Raw genomic sequence first — 24,679 nt, forward strand, 5'->3', positions numbered from 1 at the left:
TTTCCGTTACACCATTGACTTTAGTGCGTCACGGATCAGTTGCTCACTGGTCATATCCGGTTTCGCGATCTGAGAAACCACTTTCGATGCTTGAGTCGGCTTGTAGCCTAGAGCAAGAAGCGCACTGATCGCCTCCTCTTCTGCATTATTCGACATCGCACCAGAGTCTGCAGGCGCTGCATCCGTAAATGGCGTAAACAAGTCACCGGCGCCCCAGCCTTTCAGGCGATCTTTCATTTCAACCACAAGGCGTTCTGCAGTTTTCTTACCGACACCAGGTAATTTCACCAGTGTAGAAATATCTTCACGCTCAACACACGATACAAACTGAGTTGCCGTCATGCCAGAAAGGATACCTAGACCTAGTTTAGGACCTACGCCGTTCGCTTTGATTACTTCACGGAAAAGTGCACGCTCTTTCACTGTGTTGAAACCGTAAAGCAATTGTGCGTCTTCACGCACAACAAAGTGAGTATAAATAATGGCTTCTTCGCCGACATTTGGCAGTTCGTAGAAACAGCTCATTGGCATCTGAACTTCATAACCAATGCCATTAACTTCAATTAAAACTTCAGGTGGTTGCTTTTCAAGCAGAGTGCCGCGAAGACGTCCAATCACTATAAATACTCTTTGGAAATGAATTTGCGACAGGATAATAAAGAACTGGATAGACATCCAGTTCTTTGTGCGGTGAATGGGTGTTTTTTGAGAGAAGGGAAGGTTGTAAAACCGTTGCGTGTGAGGCTGCGAAAGATGCTAATTTATCGATAGCGCCCTCTTCTCGCACTGGAGGCTTTACCAGCAAGGGCAACTAAGGTTTTATTGGTATTGGCATGACAAATCGCCACACCCAATGCATCTGCGGCATCGGCTTGTGGTTTAGCAGGCAGTTTTAACATGTGCTGAACCATATGCTGAACTTGTGTTTTATCTGCTCCACCAGTGCCCACCACGGCCTGTTTAATCAGTCTCGCGGCGTATTCATACACCGGAAGATCAGCGTTAACCGCCGCCACGATGGCACTGCCACGCGCTTGCCCAAGCTTAAGTGCAGAATCCGCATTCTTAGACATAAACACCTGTTCAATGGCAAACACATCTGGCTGAAATTGAGTAATGATCTCTGTGACACCTGCGTAGATTTGTTTCAGACGGCCAGGTAATTCTTTTTCAGACATACGAATACAACCGCTGCCCAAATATTGAAGGTGTCGGCCATTTTGGCGAATAACACCATAACCTGTGATACGGGAGCCCGGGTCAATTCCAAGAATGATTGACATGTAAATTCCTATTTAGAAACTATTCCCAAAGGACTTCAAGAGGAAGGATACTTAGCTTTGTCACTGAGTCTGGGATCTCGAGGTTACTTCGGGGGATCTCTTTCACTTAAACAAAAACTCCCGCGGGTGCGGGAGTTTTCTTTATTTATTCGATCGCATGACCTAAATCAGTGCTTATTCAGCGTCTTTCTTTGCCGCCGTTACTGCTATCGCCAGCTCTTCAAGAGCGGCTGGATTTGCAAGGCTTGGAGCATCAGTAAGTAAACACGCCGCTGCTGTTGTTTTAGGGAAAGCGATAACATCACGGATATTATCAGTACCACATAGCAGCATCACTAGGCGGTCTAGACCGAATGCAAGACCTGCGTGTGGAGGCGTACCAAATTTCAGTGCGTCTAATAGGAAGCCAAACTTCAGTTTTTGCTCGTCTGCATCGATACCTAGAATATCAAATACTGCAGCTTGCATTTCTGCGTTATGAATACGTACTGAACCACCGCCCACTTCGTAGCCGTTGATAACCATATCGTACGCATTTGAATTTGCTGATGCAGGGTTCGCTTTCAACTCTTCTGCGGTTAGGCCAAGAGGAGAAGTAAACGGGTGGTGCATCGCATGTAGGTTACCTTCGTCGTCTTCTTCAAACATTGGGAAGTCAACAACCCATAGCGGTTTCCAAGCAGACTTGTCAGTTAGCTCAAGGTCAGTACCTAACTTAAGACGCAGTGCGCCCATCGCTTCAGTCACAACGCGTTTGCTATCAGCACCGAATAGGATGATATCGCCAGTTTCAGCCTGTGTACGCTCAAGTAGCTGCGCCACTACTTCTTCGTTTAGAAATTTAGCCACTGGAGACTGGACACCTTCAAAGCCGGCTGCACGGTCGTTTACTTTCATCCATGCTAGGCCTTTCGCGCCGTAGATACCAACGAAGTTCGTGTACTCATCGATTTGCTTACGAGACAGTGCAGCCCCGCCTGGTACGCGGATCACGGCTACGCGACCTTTTTCATCGTTTGCAGGACCTGAGAATACTTTGAAATCAACATCTTTTAGGATGTCTGCCACGTCAACCAGCTCAAGTGGGTTGCGTAGGTCTGGCTTGTCACTGCCGAAACGACGTGCCGCTTCTTCAAATGACATCACTGGGAATTCGCCCAGATCAACATTTAATAGCTCTTGCCACATTTCACGGATCATCTGCTCCGTTTTTTCACGTACTTGATCAGCCGTCATGAATGACGTTTCGATATCGATCTGAGTGAATTCAGGTTGGCGGTCAGCACGCAGGTCTTCATCACGGAAACACTTAACGATTTGGTAGTAACGGTCAAAACCAGACATCATTAGCAGCTGTTTGAATAGCTGTGGTGACTGAGGAAGCGCGTAGAAGCTGCCTTTGTGAACACGGCTTGGTACTAGGTAGTCACGAGCCCCTTCTGGTGTCGCTTTCGTTAGTACAGGAGTTTCGATATCTAGGAAGCCGTTGTCATCTAGGAAACGACGAACAAAGCTAGACGCTTTAGCACGTAGCTTGATGCGGTCGCTCATTTCTGGGCGACGTAGGTCTAAGTAACGGTACTTCAGACGTTGCTCTTCAGAGTTCTTTTGGTTGAAGTCCAGAGGCAGAACGTCAGAGCGGTTAATGATTTCAAGACCTTTCGCAAGGATCTCAACTTCACCCGTTGTCATGTCTTTGTTTACTTGGCTTTCTGGACGAACGCGAATTTCACCAGTTAATTTGATACAGAATTCATTACGAAGTGTGTTAGCCACCTCATACGCATCTGCCATATCTGGATCAACAACTACCTGAACGATACCTTCGCGATCTCGCATATCAATAAAAATAAGACCGCCTAAATCACGACGACGGTTAACCCAGCCGCAAAGTTCTACAGTTTGTCCTGCAAGGGACTTGTTCAGGTGACCACAGTAATGGGTACGCATAATGAAATTCCCAATCTCTCAAATATTGTTAACTACGCTCTGTCAGCCTCATTGCCAAGCAGAGTAAAGATTTATTTATACGCTGAAAGCCTATGAAAATCGACCACTCAACATACAATTAATTGTGTTTTATCATTCACTGGTGCTTTTTAGTACAACAAATGTTCAAAACCACACCAAAACGAAAAAATTGCTGATGATTATAGCGTGAAAATACCTATTTCAGCAAAACTCTCGTAAAGTATCTTTCATCAGAAAAAGAGAAGATGAGCCATGGACATTTTACCCCTTCGACTTGGGCTGACCATGTGGTCGCACAACCAGTGGCAACAAAGCTTTTATGGCCGTGGAACGAAACCTGCTGAACGTTTAGAAAAATACGCACAGGTATTTCATACGGTGGAAGGCAACACCACCTTTTACGCCACACCAACGAGCAATACGGTGCTGAACTGGAAAGCCGCTACTCATGACAATTTTAAGTTCACATTCAAGCTTCCAAAGGCCATTACTCACGAGCAAATGCTAAGTGGCTGTGACGAGCAATTGCGAGACTTCATGAAGATGATGGAGCCGCTGCATGAGCGTGTTGGTCAGTGGACGATTCAACTGCCTGCTGCATTTGGACCAGAGCATCTCGGCCGGCTAAAAAAGTTCTGTTCCCGTTTCTCGCCAAACTTTCCACTCGGGGTTGAAGTTCGCAACATGGCGTTTTTCTCCAAGGGAGAAGAGGAACGAGAACTCAACCAATGGTTAGTAGAAAACGGTATTGACCGTATCATCATGGACAGTCGCCCCGTTTTTGCTGCAGAGCCTACCTCTGAAGCCGTCATTGATGCACACCAAAACAAACCTCGTGTTCCTGTCCATGCCATCGCAACGGCTAAGCATCCGTTGATTCGCTTTATTGGACACCCAGATATCGATGACAACTTGCGCTTTTTCGAACCTTGGCTAAAGAAGTTACCCATGTGGGTTGAACAAGGCATTCAGCCTTATTTAATGATCCACACGCCAGATAACGTACTGGCACCAGAACTTGCCGAAAAACTGTATAAACAGCTACAACTTAAGCTCTCGCTGCCGAATTTGACTGTATTCCCAGCGAATGATGGCAACTCGCAAATACAGATGTTTTAGATACGCTGATAATTAAGCAAATGACAGAGGCGCGAATTTCCCATAAAATACGCGCCTTTTTTGATGCCTGACGTTTCAGGCGGCTTGTATGCAGAGATTTGGTTATGAACCCTAAGAGCAATCCAGATACTATTTTTTCGGCTCCAATCGATAAAATTGGGGATTTCACGTTCGATGAACGCGTAGCGGAAGTGTTTCCTGACATGATTCAGCGATCGGTGCCGGGCTATAGCAATATTATTTCTGCAATCGGTATGCTGGCTGAACGTTTTGTTAAACCGCATTCAACTATATACGATTTAGGCTGTTCTTTAGGCGCTGCTACGCTTTCTATGCGTCGTCATATCAAACAAGAAGGTTGCCAAATCATCGCGGTAGACAACTCGCCTGCAATGGTTGAGCGCTGTAAGCTTCACGTAAACGCATACCGCAGTGACACACCAGTCAACGTCGTAGAAGCCGATATTCGTAATATCGAAATCGAAAATGCTTCCGTTGTGGTACTTAACTTCACACTTCAGTTTCTTTCACCAGAAGACCGCTATGCGTTGTTAGAAAAAATCTACGCAGGTCTGCGTCCTGGCGGCATTTTAATTTTGTCGGAAAAGTACGTATTTGAAGATGAAGTGTCGAATGAACTATTGATCGACCTACACCACGATTTCAAACGTGCAAATGGCTACAGCGAGCTAGAAATCAGTCAAAAGCGCAGCGCGATTGAAAATGTGATGCGCCCAGACTCAAAGAAAGACCACAAAGAGCGTTTTGCGAAAATTGGTTTCTCTAGCTATGACGTTTGGTTCCAATGCTTTAACTTTGGCTCAATGTTCGCTATCAAATAGGCCATTTCGCCTGTAAGAAAGATACGATTCATTACTTTTATATCATCAACTCAGCGATTAACTAACTATGTTTAACTTTGCAAATTTCTACCAATTCATTGCCCAAGACACACGTCTTCAACCTTGGTTGAATGTGTTACCACAGCAGCTGACGGACTGGCAAAATGCAGAGCACGGTGACTTTGGTCGCTGGTTGAAAGCACTGAACAAAATCCCAGCGGGCCAGCCAGAGCATGTGGATATCACAAGCTCCGTTACCATTTCAAACAACGAGCCAATGCACACGGGTGAACTGAAAAAGCTCGAAAGCTTACTGCGCACCTTCCACCCTTGGCGTAAAGGTCCATATCATGTTCACGGTATTCATATTGATACTGAATGGCGCAGTGACTGGAAATGGGACCGCGTGCTTCCGCATATTTCACCACTGAAGAATCGCAGTGTTCTTGATGTCGGTTGCGGTAATGGCTACCACATGTGGCGCATGTTAGGTGAAGGTGCTCGTCTTACTGTCGGTATCGATCCTTCTCACCTGTTCCTAATCCAGTTCGAAGCGATTCGTAAACTGATGGGCGATGACCAACGTGCACACCTACTGCCATTGGGCATTGAACAGCTACCGAAGTTAGAAGCCTTCGACACGGTGTTTAGCATGGGCGTGCTTTACCACCGCCGCTCTCCACTGGATCACTTAGTCCAACTAAAAGATCAGTTGGTATCTGGTGGTGAACTCGTGCTAGAAACACTTGTCATTGAAGGTGACGAGAACGCCGTTCTTGTTCCAACCTCTCGTTATGCGCAAATGCGTAACGTGTACTTCTTCCCTTCAGCGAAAGCTTTGAAAGTATGGCTAGAGCTGGTTGGCTTTGAAGATGTCCGCATCGTGGACGAGAACGTCACTTCGGTTGACGAACAACGCACAACGGATTGGATGACACACAATTCACTTCCAGATTACTTAGATCCTAACGATCCAACTAAAACCGTTGAAGGTTACCCTGCACCACGCCGTGCGGTGCTTGTGGCAACTAAGCCATAAATAATTGAGATTTCTGACAGTGTCTTAACTCACTCCCGCCTTTAAGACATTAACCTCTTTTTGAATCATATAAAGGATGCGAACAGCATCCTTTGTTTTTTTAGCTTTTCGTCACTAATCCTCACTCTTTGAGAGACTTCAAGAGATTCTTTGTTGTGAGCTTCTGTCGTTCTACGCTAAACTACTAAAAATAAACGACTTCATCCAATCCAAGGTTTTCAATGTTTACACGATTGACTCCGGTTGTTGCCATCGCCCTACTTTCAGGATGTACCCTTACGAAGGGCGAACAGTACCACCAAGAAACGTTAGCCGCTATTCAAGCCTCAGAAACGAATATCAATACTCGCATTTCCAATTTAGAGCTTCAAATCAGTAACCAATCCGATTACATCGATGGCCTTGAGGAGCAAGTCAACAAATTAGAAAGCAAACTCATTACCTTCCGTGATGATGCAATGGCTGAGATTAAAAAACCCAAAGACCCCATCATCGTTCAAGCACCAGCTCCTATTCAAGCGACCCCTACGAATGGCGTTGTGCTTGGCTCGATTGAACGAGTCACGATAGATTCAATCAAACAAACTTTTGATGCTCGTGTCGATACTGGTGCTGCAACCTCTTCATTAAATGCTGTCGACATCGAGGAATTCGAGAGAAACGGCAAAAACTGGGTTCGTTTCCACCTTGCAGACAGCACCAAGTCAGAAGAAGAAAAAAATACCTGGATTGAAGCACCCATTATTCGCTATGTGAAAATTCGACAAGCGACCACGGATGAACTTGAGCGTCGTGCCGTCGTAGAACTTTGGGTTCGAGTCGGAAATATCCATGAAAAAGCACAGTTTACGTTGGCAGATCGTTCTCAAATGAACCATCCTGTTTTGCTAGGAAGAGAATTTATGCGCGACATCGCAGTGGTTGATGTGAGCCGTAAGTACATTCAAACGGAAGAAGACCAAAAATAAAAAGGCAGATTATGACCTCGAGAATACCGTTTTACCTGTCAATCATCCTTTTGGTGGTTGCTGGCATTGCTTTGAGTGTTTTTAGACATGACAATTACGGCGTTCCTTGGACGCCAGGCGAAACTCGTCAAGTTTGGGACGTGGAAGCACGCATCGAATTTAACGCCAATGGTGGAGAAGTAAAAGCCTCTCTCGCGGCACCACACACCCAAAAAGGCTACACACTGATCGGTGAGTCTGCCTCTTCACCTGGCTATGGCGTCTCATACGTCGATTCCGATTCTGGTCGACGCGCTGAATGGTCTATTCGACAAGCCTCTGGGCCACAAACCATCTATTACAAAGCTCAGTTCTTAGTCGATCCACAAGCAAAAGTCACGCCTCAGCCGCCAACAGGTGACATTATTCCACCAACGCTATCAGCACCTCAGCAGGCTGCTGCAAATGCATTGATTGAACGCGCGATGAGTCGCTCGGCCGACAACGTAACGTTCGCCCGTGAGCTTATCAAAATACTCAATGACCCAGATAGCCAAAACGCCGCATTGATTCTTAACGATTTCAATCGTACCGATGCCCTCAGTAAACTCCTTTTAACGGCTGGTGTTCAAAGTAAGATTGTCGGTGTCATTGAGCTTGAAGATGGTCGTCGACGCCAAGCGATTCAACCAATGGTTCAAGTGTGGTCCGGAAGTGAGTGGGTACTATTCTCTCCAAACTCCGAACAAGCCGCATCTCAGCCTAATTTGCTCGTTTGGGATGAATCAAACGTCTCTTTACTAGATTTAGTCGGCGGTAAGAATAGCCAAGTCCATTTCTCGATGATTAAGCAAGAAGTGACACCTCAGCAAGCGACCAACAACAAAGTTGAAGCTGATGGGCTACTGAACCTCTCAATACACAGCTTGCCGCTAGAAGAGCAAGCGATGTTTAAGACCATCATGCTCATCCCTATCGGTGCACTGATTGTTGTATTCCTACGCGTCATCATCGGTCTTAAAACATCGGGTACGTTCATGCCAGTATTGATTGCGGTGGCCTTTGTTCAAACGCAGCTTATCACTGGTATTGTCGGCTTCTTGCTGATTGTCGGGACAGGTCTGATTATTCGAAGCTACCTATCTAGGCTGAACTTACTTTTGGTTGCACGGATATCCGCAGTCATCATCACCGTAATTATGATTATCTCGGTGTTTACCGTCGTGGCATTTAAGATTGGCCTAACAGAAGGTCTAACCATTACCTTCTTCCCTATGATTATCTTGTCATGGACTATCGAACGTATGTCGATTCTATGGGAAGAGGAAGGCGCAAAAGAAGTCGCCATGCAAGGTGGTGGTTCATTATTGACGGCGGTACTGGTTTACTTAGCAATGACGAACCCATACATCCAGCACCTAACATTTAATTTTATTGGCCTTCAGTTGATCGTATTGGCGGGTATTCTGCTACTTGGAACATACACTGGTTACCGTCTAACTGAGCTACGTCGTTTCAAACCATTAGCGGAGGACTAAACGATGTTTGAACGTTTTACTTCGCCAATGAAACTTCGCCATAAAGGCATAATGGGAATGAACAAGCGAAACCATAGCTATATTGGACGCTACAATGATCGTTCCAAATACCCTCTGGTGGACGACAAACTAAAAACCAAAATCATCGCAGAGGCCGCTGGGGCGACAGTCCCTGCCCTCATTGGTGTGATCAACAGTCAAGCTGAAGTGAAGACCATTCACAAAATGGTAGAGAACTGGCCGGGTTTCGTAATCAAGCCAGCACAAGGGAGTGGCGGTAAAGGTATTTTAGTGATTACTTCACACAAAGATGGGGTTTATACCAAACCATCTGGAGCAACGTGTAATAAAGAAGAAGTTGAGCGACACATCAGCAATGCACTTGCGGGACTCTTTTCTCTTGGTGGTAAGAATGATGTCGCTGTGGTTGAAAACTTAATTAAGTTCGACGACTGCTTCGATGGTTTCAGTTACGAAGGTGTGCCAGATGTACGTATTATCGTATTTAAGGGCTACCCAGTAATGGCAATGATGCGCTGTTCCACTTCGGCATCTGATGGTAAAGCGAACCTGCACCAAGGTGCGGTTGGCGTGGGCATTGATATCGCGACAGGAAAAGCGATACGAGCTGTTCAATTCGATCTGCCCGTCACGCACCACCCAGATACGGGGAAAGACTTATCAACACTACAAGTCCCTCATTGGGAACGTTTGTTAGAGCTTGCCTCAAGTGCTTGGGAAATGACTGGCCTGGGTTACATGGGCACTGACATGGTATTGGACAAAGAAGAAGGTCCAATGGTTCTGGAGTTAAATGCACGACCTGGCTTGGCGATTCAGATTGCAAATGGTGCAGGTCTACTCCCTCGTCTAAGACACATCGAGGCACTTGGCACACCTGCTGAGTACCCTAAGCCGAAAGAACGTGTTGCATACGCTGCAAAGCAATTCGGCGTCAAATCTCAGTTTTAATCTCTTAGCTAGCAGCTATTACGATGGTTGCTAGCTTACTTTTCATATTTGAACACTACTGCTCGGTTCTTAAGTAACACATTGCTTCTATCACGGCAATCGATGATCTCGCTGACAAATTAAACATCGAGCGTTTCTTTTTCCCCAGTGGTTTGATTTCATGCCATTCTCCCTTACTCACTCGCGAGGTTGGGCGATGCTAACAAAACAAACTAATAACAATGAAACTCCGCTTGTAGAGCGAGAGAGCGTTGACCAACACTTACAGCGTTTGTCAGAAATCTCAGTTCAAGCACTTGATAAGCTTACTGAAATGATCGAAATAGAAAACGGCCTTTCAGAAGAGTAGCACTTACATTTTACGGTTAAGTGCAAACGAAAAAGCCGAGACTGTTGTCCTACAGTCTCGGCTTATTTTATTCGCGATTAAACGTCCGTGGTAACGAACGCATTAACTCAAGTCAACATGACTAAACTTCTAACTCTTCAATCATTTGTTGAACTTCACTCTTCGGTTTTTCCGTTTGGCCAAAACCACGCAGACCAACCACGTGCACGTGCTCGTGGTCTTTAAACACCTTACGTACCAGTTTATAGGTCGTCCCTTTCTCAGGGCTGATGTTTTCCGGTGCCGCGATAAGAAGCTGCATATCCAGACGGTCACAAAGTTCGAACAGCGTCGAGATAGACTTCGCATCCAAACGCGCTGCCTCATCAAGGAACAACAGACGGCATGGCACAATGTCTTTGCTGCGTAGACGGCGTGATTCTTCTTCCCAGCTCTGAACGACCATCAATAGGATTGACTGACCTGTACCGATCGCCTCACCCGTTGATAGAGCACCAGATTCTGCCTGTAACCAGCCTTCAGAACCACGGTTAACTTCCACACTTAGCTCAAGGTAGTTACGGTAATCCAGTAGCTCTTCACCTAGAACCTGAGGAGAACGTTGCCCCATATCGATATGTGGATTCACGCGTTGGAACATTTTCGCCATTGCTTCAGAGAAGGTAAAGCGAGTCGACTCAAACAGATCTTTATGCTGCTCTTGTTGCGTCGCTAGACCGTTAAGTAGCACTTCGTGGGTTTCGCGGATTTTCACGTTTAGACGTACCCCCTTAACCTGACCAAACGAGATATTTGACAAGCCTTGGTTCAGCATACGGATACGGTTTTGCTCACGCTGAATCGTCTTCTTGATGATACTTGCTACTGACTCAGAACTGATCGCTAGACGGTTTTCACGTTGTGTGAGTTCTTCCGTTAGACGCGCTAGCTCAACTTCCATCTCTTCGATCGCTTCAACTGGGTCATCTGTGCGGATGATGTCCTGACGAATACGCTCACGAAGGTGTTGGTAAACCGCAATGTAGAACAGAACTTTACGCTCTGGGCGTGCATTGTCTTCTGATAGACGCAGCGCGTCACGCAAATCATCATTGTTCGCAACCGCTAAACGCAGTGCACCCAGTGATTTATCCGACATGGAACGAAGTTCGCTCGCTGACATGTAAGCCAGTTCACGCTTGTGTAGGCGGCGCTCAACATCGTTCTCACGCGCGAGACGAAGTACCGAACACCAGCCTGCTTTCGCCGCAACGACAAAGGTACGAATTTCAACGTACTCTTTTTGAACTTTCTTCAGACGCTTCGCTAAGCCTTTCATCTCAAGCTCGGTCGCTGTGATCGTGCGTTCGTGTTCACTCTTACGGCTGCGAGACGTATGTAGACGCTCATGCAGTTCGTCACGACGACGCATTGCACGCTCTTCTGCACCTTCATCGGCGTTAACGCCAAACTCTTGCAGCTCTTGTTTGAACTCTTGAACCGTTTCCAGTTTCGCTTGGTGCGAACTCTTCAGAGACGCCAATACTTGGTTGTATTGGTTCATTTGACCTTGCGACTGTTTCAACTCTTCACGAGCGTGTGCGCGCATCTGCTCCGCTTGAGCCAGTTTCACTTTTAGCTGCTCGCTCAGTTCGCTGCTCTTGTTCAGCAAGTCGACTGAATCTGAGTAAGCGAAGTAGTGACGACGTTCAACCAGATCCGCCAGCGCAAAGATTTGCTTCTTAAGATCTTGCAGCTGTTCGTCTGCCGCTTTGTATTCCGCTTCTAGTGCATCAAATTGCTCTGGGTCCGTATCGAGGGCAACCGCGACTTTTTCCAGTTCCGCCACCGCTTTCGCGTGGTTATTTAGGAAAGCTTTTGCTTCTGAAAGTTGAGCAATTTTCTCTTCCAACTCGTCAAAGCGTGCTTGCAACGACTCATCTTCAATCAACGCCATGTTTGGTGCTAGCTTATCTAGGGAAGACAACGCCTGCTTAGTAGTTTGAAGTTGAGAACGTTGCTGCTGCTCTTTTGCATCCAGATCAGCCAGTACGCGAGCGATTTGGTTGCGCTTGTCGCGAATCGTTGCCAGTGCTTGCTCTGGATCTGCTTCGAACGCCACTTGAATATGGCTTGCCACAAACTGGTTGAACGCTTGGTATAGGCGCTGCATTTTTTGTGAATCGAACGCCGCTTTCGCGTGCTTCTCTACCACTTCTTCACGTTCGTTACGCAGTAGCTCTAAACGCTGCTCTCGTGCTGCACGACCAAACAATGGGATTTCTGGCAAGCGAGAGTAACGCATTTGGCGATCGTTCATGCGAACACAAACCGCGCCTTCTAGCTCTTCTGCGTCGAATGAGCTGTCATCAAAGGCATCGATGTCACCTTCAATGATGTACAAGTCTTCTGGACAATCGTCTAGCTCTACCAGTTTCTCTTCGATACCAGAGAGATCAGAAACGACGATAGCGTGACGAGCCGGACCGTACATCGCACTGAAGTAAGGCGCGTCATCAATTGTGATGTCATCGTAGATCTCAGACAGCAACACGCCGCCCAGTGTATCTGCCAAGCCCTTCAGGCGAGGGTCGTTTGAACCACCTGGAGAAGCAAGACGCTCGATTTCACCTTCAAGCTGACTGCGACGCTCTGCCAGTTTGTCTTTCGCCAGAGAAAGGGTTTTCTCTTGCTCAAGCACCACTTGCATTTGGCTCATGACCGATTGGCTATCTTCTAGCTCAGCGCCACTTTGCTCACGCAGTTTTTCTAGCGCATCGTTTGCCGCAATCCACGTTGGTGCAATCGCTTCTAGCTTGTTGATTTCCGCAGCGGCATCTTGCTCTAGACGACGCTGTTCGCTACGTTGCTCACGCACGTCTTCCTGCGCCATTTCTAGCGAGTCGATTTGCATCGCGTGACGCTCACGTTCTTGTTCAAACGTGATTTCGTCAGTCAGTTCAATATGAAACTGCTTTTGGTATTCGTTGACTAGCTCGCGCGCTTGACGTTGCTGGTTAAGGCTACGCTCAAGGTCACGGTGCTGTGCACGCCATTGTTGTTCGTTTTGCGCAACTTGCTGAGATTCACGCGTTTTCGCAATCGCAGTTTTCGCATGTTCAGACGCGTCTTTGCGCTCAACTTGACCAACGATGCTTTGTACCAGTTTAAGCGCTGTTTCAAACTGCTCTGCCGCTGCAGAAGACATGTCCAGTTTGTGCTTAACCGATAGCAACGCGTTAGTGCTTTCTGATTCTTTGCTCTTAAGTTCAGACACAAGTGCTTGCGCTGATTCTGCCGTTAAGCTGTCATCGCCAAGTAGTTGCTTCGCTTTTTCCAGCGCTTGGACCGCTTGTTGGTATTGAAGTGCGCGAGTTTGCTGAACGTCGAGCGCTTGTTGGTAGTCCGCCAGTTGCGTCTTAAGGCTATCCACCTCTTCTTCCGCAACGGTTGCTTGCTCTTCGACCATCATCACGCGTTCTTGCGCTTCTTCTACCACCATCATCTGCTCTTCAAGACGCTCACTCAGCTCTTCAAGATCTTCTTGGTAGCGTTCGATCTTCTCTTGCTGACGCAGTGCGTTTTGCACCAACTGCAGGTGATCCGAAGCCGCTTGGTAGTCTTGCTCTAACGCAGATTCTGACTCAATCAGCAGTTCGAGCTCTTCTTGAACGCGATTAAGCAGGTTGTTTTGCTCAACTAAGGTTTCACGAGAACCGAACAGCTCTGAACGCAATGACAACGTTTTATCCAGCTTGTTACGACGATCGTTCGCATGGCGCATGTAGTCCGCTGCCACGTAGTTGGTCGACTCTGTGATCAAGTGTTTGAACAAGTCACGGTCTGTTTGCGTGGTTTTGATCGCTTCTAGCGTCATGCGGTTTTCACGCAGTGCCGATTCCATATCTTGAAATGCTTTCTTCACGCCGCCGTTTTGTGGCAGAAGGTAGTCACGTAGCGAACGCGTAATCGCACTTGAAATACCACCGTAAAGCGATGCTTCGATCAGGCGGTAAAATTTAGAGCGGTCACCAGAGTTACGCAGTTTCTTCGGAATCACACCGAATTCGAACATCTGCGAGTGGTAATCCACAATAGAAGAGAAGGCTTTGAATTGAACACCTTCAAATTCTGCGATGGACTCTTTTACTTCGTTGATTTGACGTACACGAGCTTGCGTCGCAGATACGCTTTCAACCAAGATATCCGTTGGCTTTACATGGCTTGGGAGACCTTGGATAACAAACGGTTTAATGTCTACTTTCTTATCACGACCCGCAACTTGCTGCAGTTTTACTGCAAACAATAGGCGTTGGTTGCGTGAGTTCACTACGTCTAGCGCCGCGTAACACGCGCCCGGTTGTAACTTACCGTATAGGCCTTTGTCGCGAGACGATTGGCTGCTGCCTGCTTCTGTGGTATTACGGAAGTGCAGTAGCGTTTGGTCAGGAATCAATGCGGTGATGAACGCCGCCATTGTGGTTGATTTACCTGCACCGTTACCACCTGATAGGGTGGTTACCAGACCATCAATGTCAAACGTACGGGCAAAGAAGCCGTTCCAGTTGACCATGGTCAGCGATTGATATTTACCGCGTTCAATCATGCTCATGCTTCACCCTCTTCTGCTGTTTCTTCTTGGGCATGGTCGTCTTGGCCTTCTTCAGACAGTAGGCTGCCTTGACTTGGTTCTTTGGTGTGCACCACGGCTTCACCGTCACGGATCAGACGCAGCTGCGCTTCACGCATATCATCGCCTACACGTACATCGGCACCAAAACGGAACACCGCTTCACTGATGCTGAACTTACCGGTTTCACCGATGTTTATGATCATGCCTAGACGACGCAGACGACGAAGTGACGTGCGTACTTTTTCAAACAGCTTTTCTTTATCAAGGTCTGAACCGGTTGCACGATTGGTCACCAACTTCATCAGCTTGTTCTCATCTGCCAGTGCAAGCAGCTCGTCGTACAGCTCTTGGTTGGTGAAGATACCTTCATGTGCTAGGCGCTCTGGGCTTAGGTAAAGGAAACACAGTACCTTACCCACCAGCATATCCAGCTCAGAAAGGACACTACGGCCAATCAGAGACGTTGAACGAGGGCGAAGGTAAAAGAAACCTTCTGGCGCTTTTACCAACTCAGTGTTGTAGCGCTGGTAGAAAGAAGAAAGCTCAAGTTCGAAATCCGACAACAACGCGTGATTGTCTAGATCTTCACTTGAGATATGACGCCCTGCTCGTAGCATGCTATCTAGCGCTGGGAACAGAGGGTTAGAAATTGCTTTTGCCAGATTCTCTGACATGTATTCATTAGTATCGGTCGATGACATTCGCTTGTACCTTTGCCCCAAATTCGTTGATTGCTTTCCAGTCTGGTTGAACGGCTTGATAGTCCGATTCCGAGTAACCCAGACGAACCGCCTGATCGACAACAATTCGTGCTAAATCAAAGTGATGAGTTCTTGGGTGTTGTGCGAGGTAGTCTCGCAAAACCACACTCAAATCGATTGGTGCGCCTTGGTCTTTATGCGCTTTCAGCATGTTACCAATACGCTCTGACAACTCATCATTGACTTGTTGAAACTCTTCGTATTCCACTTCCATCGGAACTTGGCCTGTTACCTCGTCATCACGTAGCACCAGAGCTTCATCACGAAGATCGGAAAGCCTTTCTGCATCTGCAAAAGTCAGATACCAAGGCATATCAAAGTAATCTTTTATTGATTGACGCAGACGCGAACTGAACGCACGGTTCTTATCCATATCAATCGCGGTACGGATGAACTTGTGTACGTGTCGGTCGTAACCAATCCAAAGGTCGATCGCCTGTTGGCCCCAGCTGGTGATTCGATCTAGCTTCATTTGTAGGCTAAATAGGGCCTCTTCAATAAACTCCAGCTCAGAATCACCATAGACAATTTCTTGGATGTCGAGGATCTGAGTTTGCAGTTCATCACTGGCGGCTTGCAGCGTATCTTGAAGTTCACGCAGCGTGCTGGAAGTTTCAGACAGTAGTGCTTCACAGTTGTTGATTGCTTCACGCCAGTCTTTGTTCAGCAGATCCGCAATCTGTAGCTTCACAGATTGCTGCTGTTCATCCATCACACGTTGGTTAAGATCAATTTGATCGAAAATTTCGCCTACAGAGTATTTCAATACGCCGTAGACATTTTTTTGCCAATGGCCTGGCGTACCGCCTTTCTGTGCTGCTTCAATCGCTTTCGCCATTTCATCCGCTACCATCGACAGCTGAATGGAAAGACGCAGTTTCGAGAACTCACGATGACGCACATAGTAGTCAGTGATGCCTATCGCTAATGGCGACAAGCGGTAAATACTGGCTCCGTCAGTGAGTTCACTGACGAAACGGCTAATAAGGCGCTGCTTAACCATCTCGTTGATGGCATTATTTGCACGGAAAGCCGAGGCTTCACCGGTTTCATCAAAAAGTCGAGTGACGATGGCAAATGCGTCGTGCAATTCACCTTCACCCAATTCTTCATCGAACCTTTCATTACTCAATACGGCGATGGCAATCAAAAACGCCAATCGCTCAGTGGTCAGGTTCAACGAGAAATCGTGCTGCTTTACCCAGCCAACCAACTCATCGATTGGTTGCTCTGCAGCATTGAGAGTCATCTCACTCATTGTTATTCCTGTTTATCGTTCTTCTTAGCCCACACGTGAATATAGCGGCCTAATGAGAGGTATGGCTCTTGTCGACAAAGTTGTTTTTCTAGCGCCAACACATCTTCAAACTCGTAATCGCCCATGTATTGCATATTGCCTATGTAATCACTGAATGAACGAATACCAGACTTTCCACAAATGCTAAAACCAGAGTCTTCTATCCATTGATAGACATCCTCAGGCTTTAGACCTTTCTGTGGCTGTAATTTAAATCTCTTCCGATGGGGCATGCCGTCTAATACATGTGGAATATTACCGCATACCACATTTTTATAGACTAAGCCGTGGTGGTTATAGAACATTACCGAAGCAATGCCTCCCGGTTTTACTTGTTCCAATACTGTTTCGAGAGCGGCTTTAGGATCAACCAACCACTCCATCACTGCATGGAACATAACAAGATCCACCTGCGCTTCCATATGCTCGCCAATGGACTGGACAGGTGAATGAATCAGGCGATACTGCTCAAGCAAACCATTTTTTTCAATATCCTGTTTCGCTAGTTGCAGCATTTCCGAAGATAGATCACATAAAGCAACGTGATGTCCGAGCTTAGCAAGCTTTTGCGACATTTGTGCCAACCCACCGCCTGCATCAAGTACATCAAGAGCTTGCTGGTCAGCGCCTAATTCACTTAGAATCTGTAGAAAATCTTCCCATACAATGATTTGCCGAATCTCCCCTTTATCGGAGCCGTAAATATTTTTTGCAAATTTGTGGGCGATATCGTCGAAATTGCGGTCTTCTGTCACTTCTGCTGAGTTATCATAACGGATTGTGCCGCTATTCTGGCACAAGGAAAGCAGGAATAAAGAGGGTCAACCTCATTTTTATTATCAATTGATGTTTTTTCGGACTATTTATGTATGTTTGAGCTGAAAAAAGTAGTGACCGCTCTGGTCATGCCCTTGCCCGCACTGCTACTGATAGGGTTATTAGGTCTTGCGCTTATCAGTTTTACCACCAAACGCAAAACAGGATGTTTTGTTGTTCTTCTCTCTTTTGTCGGTATTTTCCTAGCGGCCTTCCAACCACTATCAACGAAACTCTTGATGCCATTAGAGCGAGAGTATAAAGCGTTTTTACCGTCATCTGAAACCGTAGACTACGTTATGGTATTAGGTAATAACCATGTCGTCGATGATGAGATCCCACCCACTTCTCAATTAAGTCGTACCGCGCTGATGCGTTTAACTGAAGGTATCCGTATTTTGCGTATGTACCCAGGAGCAAAGCTGATTCTGTCTGGTTACGCTGGCGGGTCTGAGATAAGTCACGCCCGTATGATGGCCAACGTTGCTCTGGCACTCGGTGTGGCTAAACCTGATATCATTTTATTAGAGGACGCAAAAGACACCTGGGAAGAAGCGCGACAAGCGGCTGCGTTTGTGAAACAGAAAGAAGTGGTTTTAGTGACCTCTGCTAGCCACATGAAACGGGCTCTGTATGAGTTCAATGCGGCAGGAATCAAGCCAACCCCAGCCGCTACGAACTATCTTGCTATCGATGAAATTCATCAACCTTGGCATAAATACTCACCAAAAGCACAATACTTGGAACAAACTGAAATTTATTGGCATGAATACCTTGGTGGTTTATGGCAAAAACTGCGTGACACAGTTGGGCAAACCCCAATGGTTGCAAGCCAATAAATCGAGTAAGTAAGAATCACAAGATAGAAAAAAGGAGAGCCCATGCTCTCCTTTTTCTTTACGACTTAGCTTAGTCACCTGCAAACATGTAGCCTTCACCATGGACGGTCACAAAAATTTGTGGGTTCTTCGGATCAAACTCCATCTTAGCGCGCATACGTCGAATTAATACATCGATAGTACGATCGTTTGGCGCATCCACTCGGTGGCTGATCATATTCAAAATACGTTCTCGGCTTAATACCTGATTTGGATATGAAGACAAGGCAACCAAAAGCTCATATTCAGCTTTGGTCAGTTTCACTGGCTCACCGTTGCGACTTAGCGCACGACGCTGGATGTCAAATGTCCACTCGCCAAAACGTACAATGTGTTCTTCATTGCTTTCTTTTTCTGCTTTTTGAGAGCCATTGCGAGCAGCAGAGATGCGCCACAATAAGTTCTTAACTCGAACCAATAATTCCCTTAGTTCAAAAGGCTTTGTCACATAATCGTCTGCGCCCATTTCTAGGCCAACGATTTTGTCAATGCTATCCGTGCGTCCTGTCACTAATATGATGCCGATGTCTGACTGGCTGCGTAATTCACGCGTAAGCATAAGACCATCTTCACCGGGCAAGTTAATATCCAACATGATAAGATCAACGTCACCATCTTGAAGCACCTCGCGCATTTCTGCGCCACTTTCTGCTTCACTGACTTTGTAACCTTCATTTTGGAAATAGCCCGCAAGCTTACTGCGAGTTACAACATCATCTTCTACGACCAATACGTGATAGCTCATTTACACCACTTTCTGTCTTCTTTATATTCCAAGACGTATTCTATTCATAACTAGTAACATTTCTAGTCATAGATACATAAAAAAGCAAGATTTTGCGATTTTATTGATTCAAAGCAAGCTTATTTGTAGCCATTAACAAAAGAGCATATTCTTCCACAAGGCATCATAATTATAGTTACTGCTATTCATTTTAATTGTTTACACTTAAGGAAATATTCTCAAGTGACTTCAAGATGCCGTTTTAAGAGCATCATTCAGGAGCAAAAAATGCAAGAAGTGAAAGCTTTTAATGAAAAACGTGCCGAAATTTACTGGTGGTTTTCTAGCCTGTTCGCCAAAGAACTGACCGAAAAAGAACTAGAGACTTATCATAGTGTTGAAATTCGAAGCTTTTTAGCTGGTTTAGGTGAAAATAAATCCCTTAAACCAGCCGTAGACTCGCTTGTGGACGCTTTAAACCGCTTACAAGATCGTGAAGATGCCCAATTAGAACTTGCCGCAGACTTTTGTGAACTTTTCCTTAAAACAGAAAAACATGGCGCCCTTCCATACGCATCGATGTATATTGGTAAATCTGGACTGTTAAACGACAAGCCAGCAGAAGAAATGGAAAAACTGATGGCCGATTTTGGTGTTCAAGTGGACGTAAATCTCAAAGAGCCCGCAGACCATTTAGCCGTTGAGTTAGACTTTTTGGGTAACATGATCATCCGCTCTAACGAACTCGAGCAAGAAAAGCATATGGAAGAAGCATTCACCAAACAGAACGATTTCATTCAGCAACAGCTGTTAACTTGGTTACCGCCATTTGCTGCCAAGTGTAAACAATTCGATGAATTTGGCTTCTATGTTAGCGTTGCACAACTATTAATTGCATTTTGTAAACTGGACAGCAATTACCTTCTTGGTGAATAATTGCCGCCTATTTTGGGGAGTTCAGAGCTCCTTATTTGTTCGTTCAGTTTTAGTCTGGCGTAGAAAAGCCTTTTCATTTCGCAGTTAAAATGTGACTTGAAATACACAAAACCACAGCTGAAAACATTGCCAGCGTGCTCGCATCAGTCTAAAATGTGAACGCAAACGATTAAATATGATTTATATGTAAACCGCTGAAATATAGCGGTTTTTGTGTTTTATTAACATCATTGCTGATCCATTCCTTATTGTAACTAAAAGGAATAATACTCTCAGCAACGAATGTTGCTACAAACCTTTATTATACCGATTTCGGAACAACCACTGCCTGAACTATTGAGTACTACTTTCCTCATAACACTCGGTTTGCGCAGATACTAAGCGTAAGGTTGTATTCACTACGGTATTAAGTAGCTCGATACAGGACATCATTTATGGCCACTATAAAAGACGTTGCTCGCTTAGCCGGCGTTTCTACCACAACAGTTTCGCACGTAATTAATAAAACGCGCTTTGTTGCAGAAACAACCCAAGAAAAAGTAATGAAAGCAGTTGATGAACTAAATTACGCGCCAAGTGCTGTTGCCCGCAGCTTAAAGTGTAACTCAACCCGTACTATCGGCATGTTGGTAACACAATCAACAAACCTATTCTTCTCTGAAGTTATTGACGGTGTTGAAAGCTACTGTTACCGCCAAGGATACACACTGATCCTATGTAATACTGGTGGTATCTATGAGAAGCAACGTGACTATATTCGAATGCTGGCAGAAAAGCGTGTTGATGGCATTTTAGTGATGTGCTCGGATTTAACCGAAGAGCTACAAGAAATGCTGGATCGCCATGCTGATATACCAAAAGTTGTCATGGACTGGGGCCCAGAAAGCTCAAAGGCGGATAAGATCATCGACAACTCTGAAGAAGGTGGTTACCTAGCAACGAAGTTCCTGATTGACAATGGTCACACCGATATTGCATGCCTAAGCGGTCACTTTGATAAAGCAGCATGTAAAGAGCGTATTTCTGGTTTTCGACGTGCAATGGCTGAAGCAAAGCTACCAGTAAACGAAGAGTTAATTCTCGAAGGTAACTTCGAGTGTGATACGGCAGTACTTGCTGCAGACAACATTACGGCAATGGATAAACGCCCTACTGCGGTATTCTGTTTTAACGATACCATGGCATTAGGCTTAATGAGCCGTCTACAACAAAATGGCATAAAAATCCCTGATGATATCTCAGTGATTGGCTATGACAATATTGAGCTTGCGGAGTTCTTCTCGCCTCCTCTAACGACTATTCACCAACCAAAAAGACGTGTTGGTAAGAATGCGTTCGAGATTTTACTAGAGCGAATCAAAGACAAAGAACACGAAAAACGCATTTTTGAAATGCAGCCTGAGATTGTGGTTCGTAACACCGTTAAGAAATTGAACTAACTCCCCCTCAAGTTTATAAAGCGCTCTTCGGAGTGCTTTTTTTATTTCGTAAAATAAAATTTTTTAAGCATTTCACATTACTTATATAATCAAAAGCTAAGATAAATTGCTGTTTTAACTAACTTGTTGCCCATTTCCTACATCAAGCTTTTGTATGGCAAGTAGACATTTCAAAATATGAAATTAGACACATTAAGATGGCACCATTAGTTGAATAGAGATCACACTTTAGTGTTTGAAACGTGATGTTAATGCAATATACGAAGTATTCTCCTCTTGTCACGCACAGGGCAAACCATTCGAAAGGATGGGACGCAAAGCCTCCGGCCTTAACCACTAAATATAGTGAAAGGTAGCGGGGTTACCGATGGCAAATATGCATTAAGTGAGTTTACCCTTTAATGACATTGTGTCTGCATGCATTTGCTAATCTCTCGGACCTGATTTTTGGTGGCGTAATATTAATTACACCGAGATAACACACCATGGATAAACCGATACTCAAAGACTCAATGAAGCTGTTTGAGGCACTTGGTACGATCAAGTCGCGCTCAATGTTTGGTGGCTTCGGGCTTTTCGCTGATGAAACGATGTTTGCACTCGTTGTGAACAATCAACTTCATATTCGAGGAGACCAAAAAACTTCATCTGACTTCGAGACTCAAGGATTAAAACCGTACGTCTACAAGAAACGTGGATTCCCCGTAGTGACGAAATACTATGCTATTTCTGATGATTTGTGGGAATCTACTGACCGCTTGATTGATGTTGCTAAGCTATCTCTAGAGACGGCTAAGCAAGAAAAAAAGCAACAAGCGAGCACTAAGCCAAACCGTTTGAAAGATCTTCCTAATCTACGCTTAGCGACTGAACGCATGCTAAAGAAAGCAGGCATCGATTCCGTCGAAGAGCTAGAAGATGAAGGTGCCTTAAATGCTTACAAAGCAATTCAAGATACGCATACCTCTACGGTAAGTATTGAGTTGCTGTGGGCGTTAGAAGGGGCAATCAACGGTACGCATTGGAGCGTTGTGCCTCAGTCTCGTAGAGAAGAGTTGATGTTCGCGCTTTCATAACGCGCGATTCAGCATGACATTGAGTAAAAACCGCAGTTTTGATACTGCGGTTTTTTTTTGAAATTTTTTCTTCTTCCATTCTGTCTTATTATCTAAGCTGCGAAATGGAGTAACGACAATGAATAAAAAACTGATTTTAGGTCTGTTCCTACTTGCGACGGTCATCTTTCTAGGGGTGAGCTTCAGCCAATATTTAACGTTAGAAAACGCAAAAGCACAGCAAGAGGCTTTGAATACGTTTATTAACCAGAACTTCGCTTTCGCTGCAGCGACGTATTTCTTTGCCTACATCGCAATTACGGCGTTCTCGATCCCTGGCGCCGCTGTTGTTACTCTGCTTGGTGCTGCTCTATTCGGTTTCTGGGCTAGCTTATTACTGGTTTCTTTTGCCAGCACCATAGGTGCTACCATCGCCTTCTTAAGTAGCCGCTATCTATTGCGTGAGTGGGTGCAAAGTAAGTTTGGCAATAAGCTAAGTGCTATTAACCATGGTGTTGAAAAAGACGGGGCATTTTACCTATTTTCACTGCGCCTCATTCCCGTGTTCCCCTTTTTCTTAATCAATCTACTGATGGGCTTAACGCCAATGACGGTGGTTCGATTCTACTTAACCAGTCAAGTTGGTATGCTGCCAGGAACGGCCGTCTATCTCAATGCAGGTACTCAACTCGCAACCATAGATAGTCTGTCCGGCATTATGTCTCCAGCAGTATTGGCGTCATTTGCATTGCTTGGGTTATTCCCTATCATCGCAAAATGGGTCATGAATAAAATCCGGCCAGTTCAGGGGCAACCGAATGGAAACGTTTAATGAAGATATATATCGCTCAAAACCCCACTGAAGCCCACATCGTCTGTGAACTACTCAAAACGGAACACATTGTTTGTGAAGTGCGAGGTGAAAACCTGTTTGGTTTAAAAGGTGAGCTGCCATTTGGTGATGATACTGACCCGTATATTTGGCTTTTACATCCAGAGCAAAAGCTGAAAGCCTCAGTGATACTTGAAGAGTATCGCAAACAAGCAGAACCAACTTATCTAGATTGGCAGTGCCCGCAGTGCTTAGAGCAAAATGAAGGGCAGTTTGGAGCTTGCTGGCACTGCGGATATCAAATAGGGGAACCATAACGGTTCCCCTACTCTTTTGTCCCTTCAGCTGAGATTAAGCCGTTAGGCGCTGCTGCTTAATAAACTCTATTGAGTGTTGGTTAAAATCGTCAGGTCGTTCTACGTTGCATACATGACCACAGTTTGGGATCTCCCGCAACGAACTCAGCTTGTGGGCTGCTACCATCTCTTTTACGGGCTTGATAAACATATAATCCCGATCTCCCATCAAATAAAGCGTCGGAATCGGCAGTTCTTTATCTTTGAAATATCTCATTAGTGGGTTCACATCGGTGGCTAAAATGAACCAACGTTTAAACTCTTTTTGACACAACTTCTTCGCTTCACGAATAAATAGGTGGCGAGATTCACGCTGGTTCTTTTGTGGCATCACGACATAAGCAAACAACTTGTACAACCACATGTAGGGCAAAATATGTTTACCAAGATTACCTAACGTCACCAAAATTTGTGAACGTGTGTTTAATCGCGTCACGGCCCCACCTAACACCATCGAACACACACGCTCAGAAGCAAGCTCTGCTAAATTCCGTACAATGATGGTCCCAAGTGACATGCCGACAAAATGTGCCGATTGGATTTTTAAATGATCCAAAACTTTCAAAATATCTTGCGTCACGGCAGTAAAGGTATAACGGCTTGTGATCAGCTCTTTAAGTAATTGGTTTGACTTTCCATGTCCTCGAAGGTCAATCAACAGCAAATTAAAGTGCTGTTTATACGCTTTGATTTGTTTAAACCATATTGAAGAACTGCCACCAGCACCATGTACGAAAACGACCCACTCGTTGCTAGTAGGGTGCAGATAGGTTTTGTGGAACAAGATTGGCTGAGTCATGCGTCAGTGATCAACAGTCGTAGTAAACAAAGGAGTAAATCCTACCACATTCCATCACTAACGAGAAAATTAAGGCACCATAATCGGTGCCTTAGATTACAGTTATTTAAGATT

22 protein-coding genes and 1 riboswitch are annotated in these 24,679 nt (G+C 45.4%); of the genes, 13 read left to right on the top strand and 9 right to left on the bottom strand.

Annotation, left to right across the window (positions count from 1 at the left end):
- Positions 1-6: 6 nt before the first annotated feature.
- The 3 genes from ruvA to aspS all read right to left on the bottom strand — a co-directional run bounded on the left by ruvA (position 7) and on the right by aspS (position 3,233).
- On the bottom strand, positions 7-618 hold the full coding sequence (ruvA, locus tag AK966_RS01235) for a Holliday junction branch migration protein RuvA (RefSeq protein ID WP_099078635.1): 612 nt from the start codon (positions 616-618) through the stop codon (positions 7-9).
- Between the two features lie 143 nt (positions 619-761).
- A complete protein-coding gene (ruvC, locus tag AK966_RS01240) occupies positions 762-1,283 on the bottom strand; it encodes a crossover junction endodeoxyribonuclease RuvC (RefSeq protein WP_099078634.1) in 522 nt (173 codons plus the stop codon).
- Positions 1,284-1,457: 174 nt separating this feature from the next.
- A complete protein-coding gene (gene aspS / locus AK966_RS01245; protein WP_119463394.1) occupies positions 1,458-3,233 on the bottom strand; it encodes an aspartate--tRNA ligase in 1,776 nt (591 codons plus the stop codon).
- 273 nt (positions 3,234-3,506) lie between these two features.
- Here aspS and AK966_RS01250 point away from each other — a divergent pair, with 273 nt between their 5' ends.
- The 7 genes from AK966_RS01250 to AK966_RS19860 all read left to right on the top strand — a co-directional run bounded on the left by AK966_RS01250 (position 3,507) and on the right by AK966_RS19860 (position 10,060).
- Positions 3,507-4,373 (top strand): DUF72 domain-containing protein, encoded by an 867-nt coding sequence (locus AK966_RS01250; protein ID WP_119463395.1) that lies wholly within the window; start codon positions 3,507-3,509, stop codon positions 4,371-4,373.
- 104 nt (positions 4,374-4,477) lie between these two features.
- Complete coding sequence (cmoA, locus tag AK966_RS01255) at positions 4,478-5,215, top strand: carboxy-S-adenosyl-L-methionine synthase CmoA (RefSeq protein ID WP_099078631.1); 738 nt, start codon at positions 4,478-4,480, stop codon at positions 5,213-5,215.
- A gap of 67 nt (positions 5,216-5,282) precedes the next feature.
- On the top strand, positions 5,283-6,254 hold the full coding sequence (gene cmoB, locus AK966_RS01260) for a tRNA 5-methoxyuridine(34)/uridine 5-oxyacetic acid(34) synthase CmoB (protein WP_099078630.1): 972 nt from the start codon (positions 5,283-5,285) through the stop codon (positions 6,252-6,254).
- 221 nt (positions 6,255-6,475) lie between these two features.
- Positions 6,476-7,222 (top strand): ATP-dependent zinc protease, encoded by a 747-nt coding sequence (locus AK966_RS01265; RefSeq protein ID WP_119463396.1) that lies wholly within the window; start codon positions 6,476-6,478, stop codon positions 7,220-7,222.
- Between the two features lie 11 nt (positions 7,223-7,233).
- Positions 7,234-8,739 carry an inactive transglutaminase family protein gene (locus tag AK966_RS01270; protein WP_099078628.1) on the top strand — a complete coding sequence of 502 codons (1,506 nt, stop codon included), beginning with the start codon at positions 7,234-7,236 and terminating at the stop codon, positions 8,737-8,739.
- Between the two features lie 3 nt (positions 8,740-8,742).
- Complete coding sequence (locus AK966_RS01275; protein ID WP_099078627.1) at positions 8,743-9,711, top strand: alpha-L-glutamate ligase-like protein; 969 nt, start codon at positions 8,743-8,745, stop codon at positions 9,709-9,711.
- Between the two features lie 196 nt (positions 9,712-9,907).
- Positions 9,908-10,060: a hypothetical protein gene (locus AK966_RS19860; protein WP_182852552.1), complete on the top strand. Its 153-nt coding sequence runs from the start codon at positions 9,908-9,910 to the stop codon at positions 10,058-10,060.
- 121 nt (positions 10,061-10,181) lie between these two features.
- Here AK966_RS19860 and mukB read toward each other — a convergent pair whose 3' ends face one another.
- Genes mukB through cmoM form a run of 4 tightly spaced genes read right to left on the bottom strand, consistent with a single transcriptional unit; the run spans position 10,182 to position 17,485 of the window.
- Positions 10,182-14,645, bottom strand: coding sequence for a chromosome partition protein MukB (gene mukB, locus AK966_RS01280; protein ID WP_119463550.1), 4,464 nt, complete (start codon positions 14,643-14,645; stop codon positions 10,182-10,184).
- Between the two features lie 2 nt (positions 14,646-14,647).
- Positions 14,648-15,373, bottom strand: a complete 726-nt coding sequence (gene mukE, locus AK966_RS01285) for a chromosome partition protein MukE (RefSeq protein ID WP_172438072.1) — start codon at positions 15,371-15,373, stop codon at positions 14,648-14,650.
- Positions 15,354-16,691 carry a chromosome partition protein MukF gene (gene mukF / locus AK966_RS01290; RefSeq protein ID WP_119463397.1) on the bottom strand — a complete coding sequence of 446 codons (1,338 nt, stop codon included), beginning with the start codon at positions 16,689-16,691 and terminating at the stop codon, positions 15,354-15,356. The genes mukE and mukF overlap by 20 nt, the downstream gene beginning before the upstream one ends.
- A gap of 2 nt (positions 16,692-16,693) precedes the next feature.
- Positions 16,694-17,485: a tRNA uridine 5-oxyacetic acid(34) methyltransferase CmoM gene (gene cmoM, locus AK966_RS01295; protein ID WP_099078674.1), complete on the bottom strand. Its 792-nt coding sequence runs from the start codon at positions 17,483-17,485 to the stop codon at positions 16,694-16,696.
- A gap of 114 nt (positions 17,486-17,599) precedes the next feature.
- Here cmoM and elyC point away from each other — a divergent pair, with 114 nt between their 5' ends.
- Positions 17,600-18,385, top strand: coding sequence for an envelope biogenesis factor ElyC (gene elyC / locus AK966_RS01300; protein ID WP_099078623.1), 786 nt, complete (start codon positions 17,600-17,602; stop codon positions 18,383-18,385).
- A gap of 70 nt (positions 18,386-18,455) precedes the next feature.
- Here the strand turns inward: elyC and torR are convergent, their stop codons facing one another.
- Entirely contained in the window at positions 18,456-19,169 is a 714-nt protein-coding gene (gene torR, locus AK966_RS01305) for a two-component system response regulator TorR (protein WP_099078622.1), read from the bottom strand.
- 267 nt (positions 19,170-19,436) lie between these two features.
- Here torR and torD point away from each other — a divergent pair, with 267 nt between their 5' ends.
- The 5 genes from torD (at position 19,437) to AK966_RS01330 (ending at position 23,727) form a co-directional block, all read left to right on the top strand.
- On the top strand, positions 19,437-20,084 hold the full coding sequence (gene torD / locus AK966_RS01310) for a molecular chaperone TorD (RefSeq protein WP_099078621.1): 648 nt from the start codon (positions 19,437-19,439) through the stop codon (positions 20,082-20,084).
- Between the two features lie 434 nt (positions 20,085-20,518).
- Entirely contained in the window at positions 20,519-21,523 is a 1,005-nt protein-coding gene (gene purR, locus AK966_RS01315; RefSeq protein ID WP_099078620.1) for an HTH-type transcriptional repressor PurR, read from the top strand.
- Positions 21,524-21,802: 279 nt separating this feature from the next.
- Positions 21,803-21,892, top strand: a riboswitch (cyclic di-GMP riboswitch).
- Positions 21,893-22,008: 116 nt separating this feature from the next.
- Positions 22,009-22,599 (top strand): TfoX/Sxy family DNA transformation protein, encoded by a 591-nt coding sequence (locus AK966_RS01320; protein WP_099078619.1) that lies wholly within the window; start codon positions 22,009-22,011, stop codon positions 22,597-22,599.
- 118 nt (positions 22,600-22,717) lie between these two features.
- Entirely contained in the window at positions 22,718-23,410 is a 693-nt protein-coding gene (locus AK966_RS01325) for a TVP38/TMEM64 family protein (protein ID WP_099078618.1), read from the top strand.
- Positions 23,410-23,727 carry a DUF2007 domain-containing protein gene (locus AK966_RS01330; protein ID WP_099078617.1) on the top strand — a complete coding sequence of 106 codons (318 nt, stop codon included), beginning with the start codon at positions 23,410-23,412 and terminating at the stop codon, positions 23,725-23,727. The genes AK966_RS01325 and AK966_RS01330 overlap by 1 nt, the downstream gene beginning before the upstream one ends.
- Before the next feature lie 34 nt (positions 23,728-23,761).
- On the opposite strand, the gene AK966_RS01335 is transcribed toward AK966_RS01330, so the two are convergent.
- Positions 23,762-24,565 (bottom strand): alpha/beta fold hydrolase, encoded by an 804-nt coding sequence (locus tag AK966_RS01335; RefSeq protein ID WP_099078616.1) that lies wholly within the window; start codon positions 24,563-24,565, stop codon positions 23,762-23,764.
- Between the last annotated feature and the right edge of the window lie 114 nt (positions 24,566-24,679).

The sequence above is a fragment of the Vibrio sp. PID23_8 genome (assembly GCF_003584965.1).
GTDB lineage: Bacteria > Pseudomonadota > Gammaproteobacteria > Enterobacterales > Vibrionaceae > Vibrio.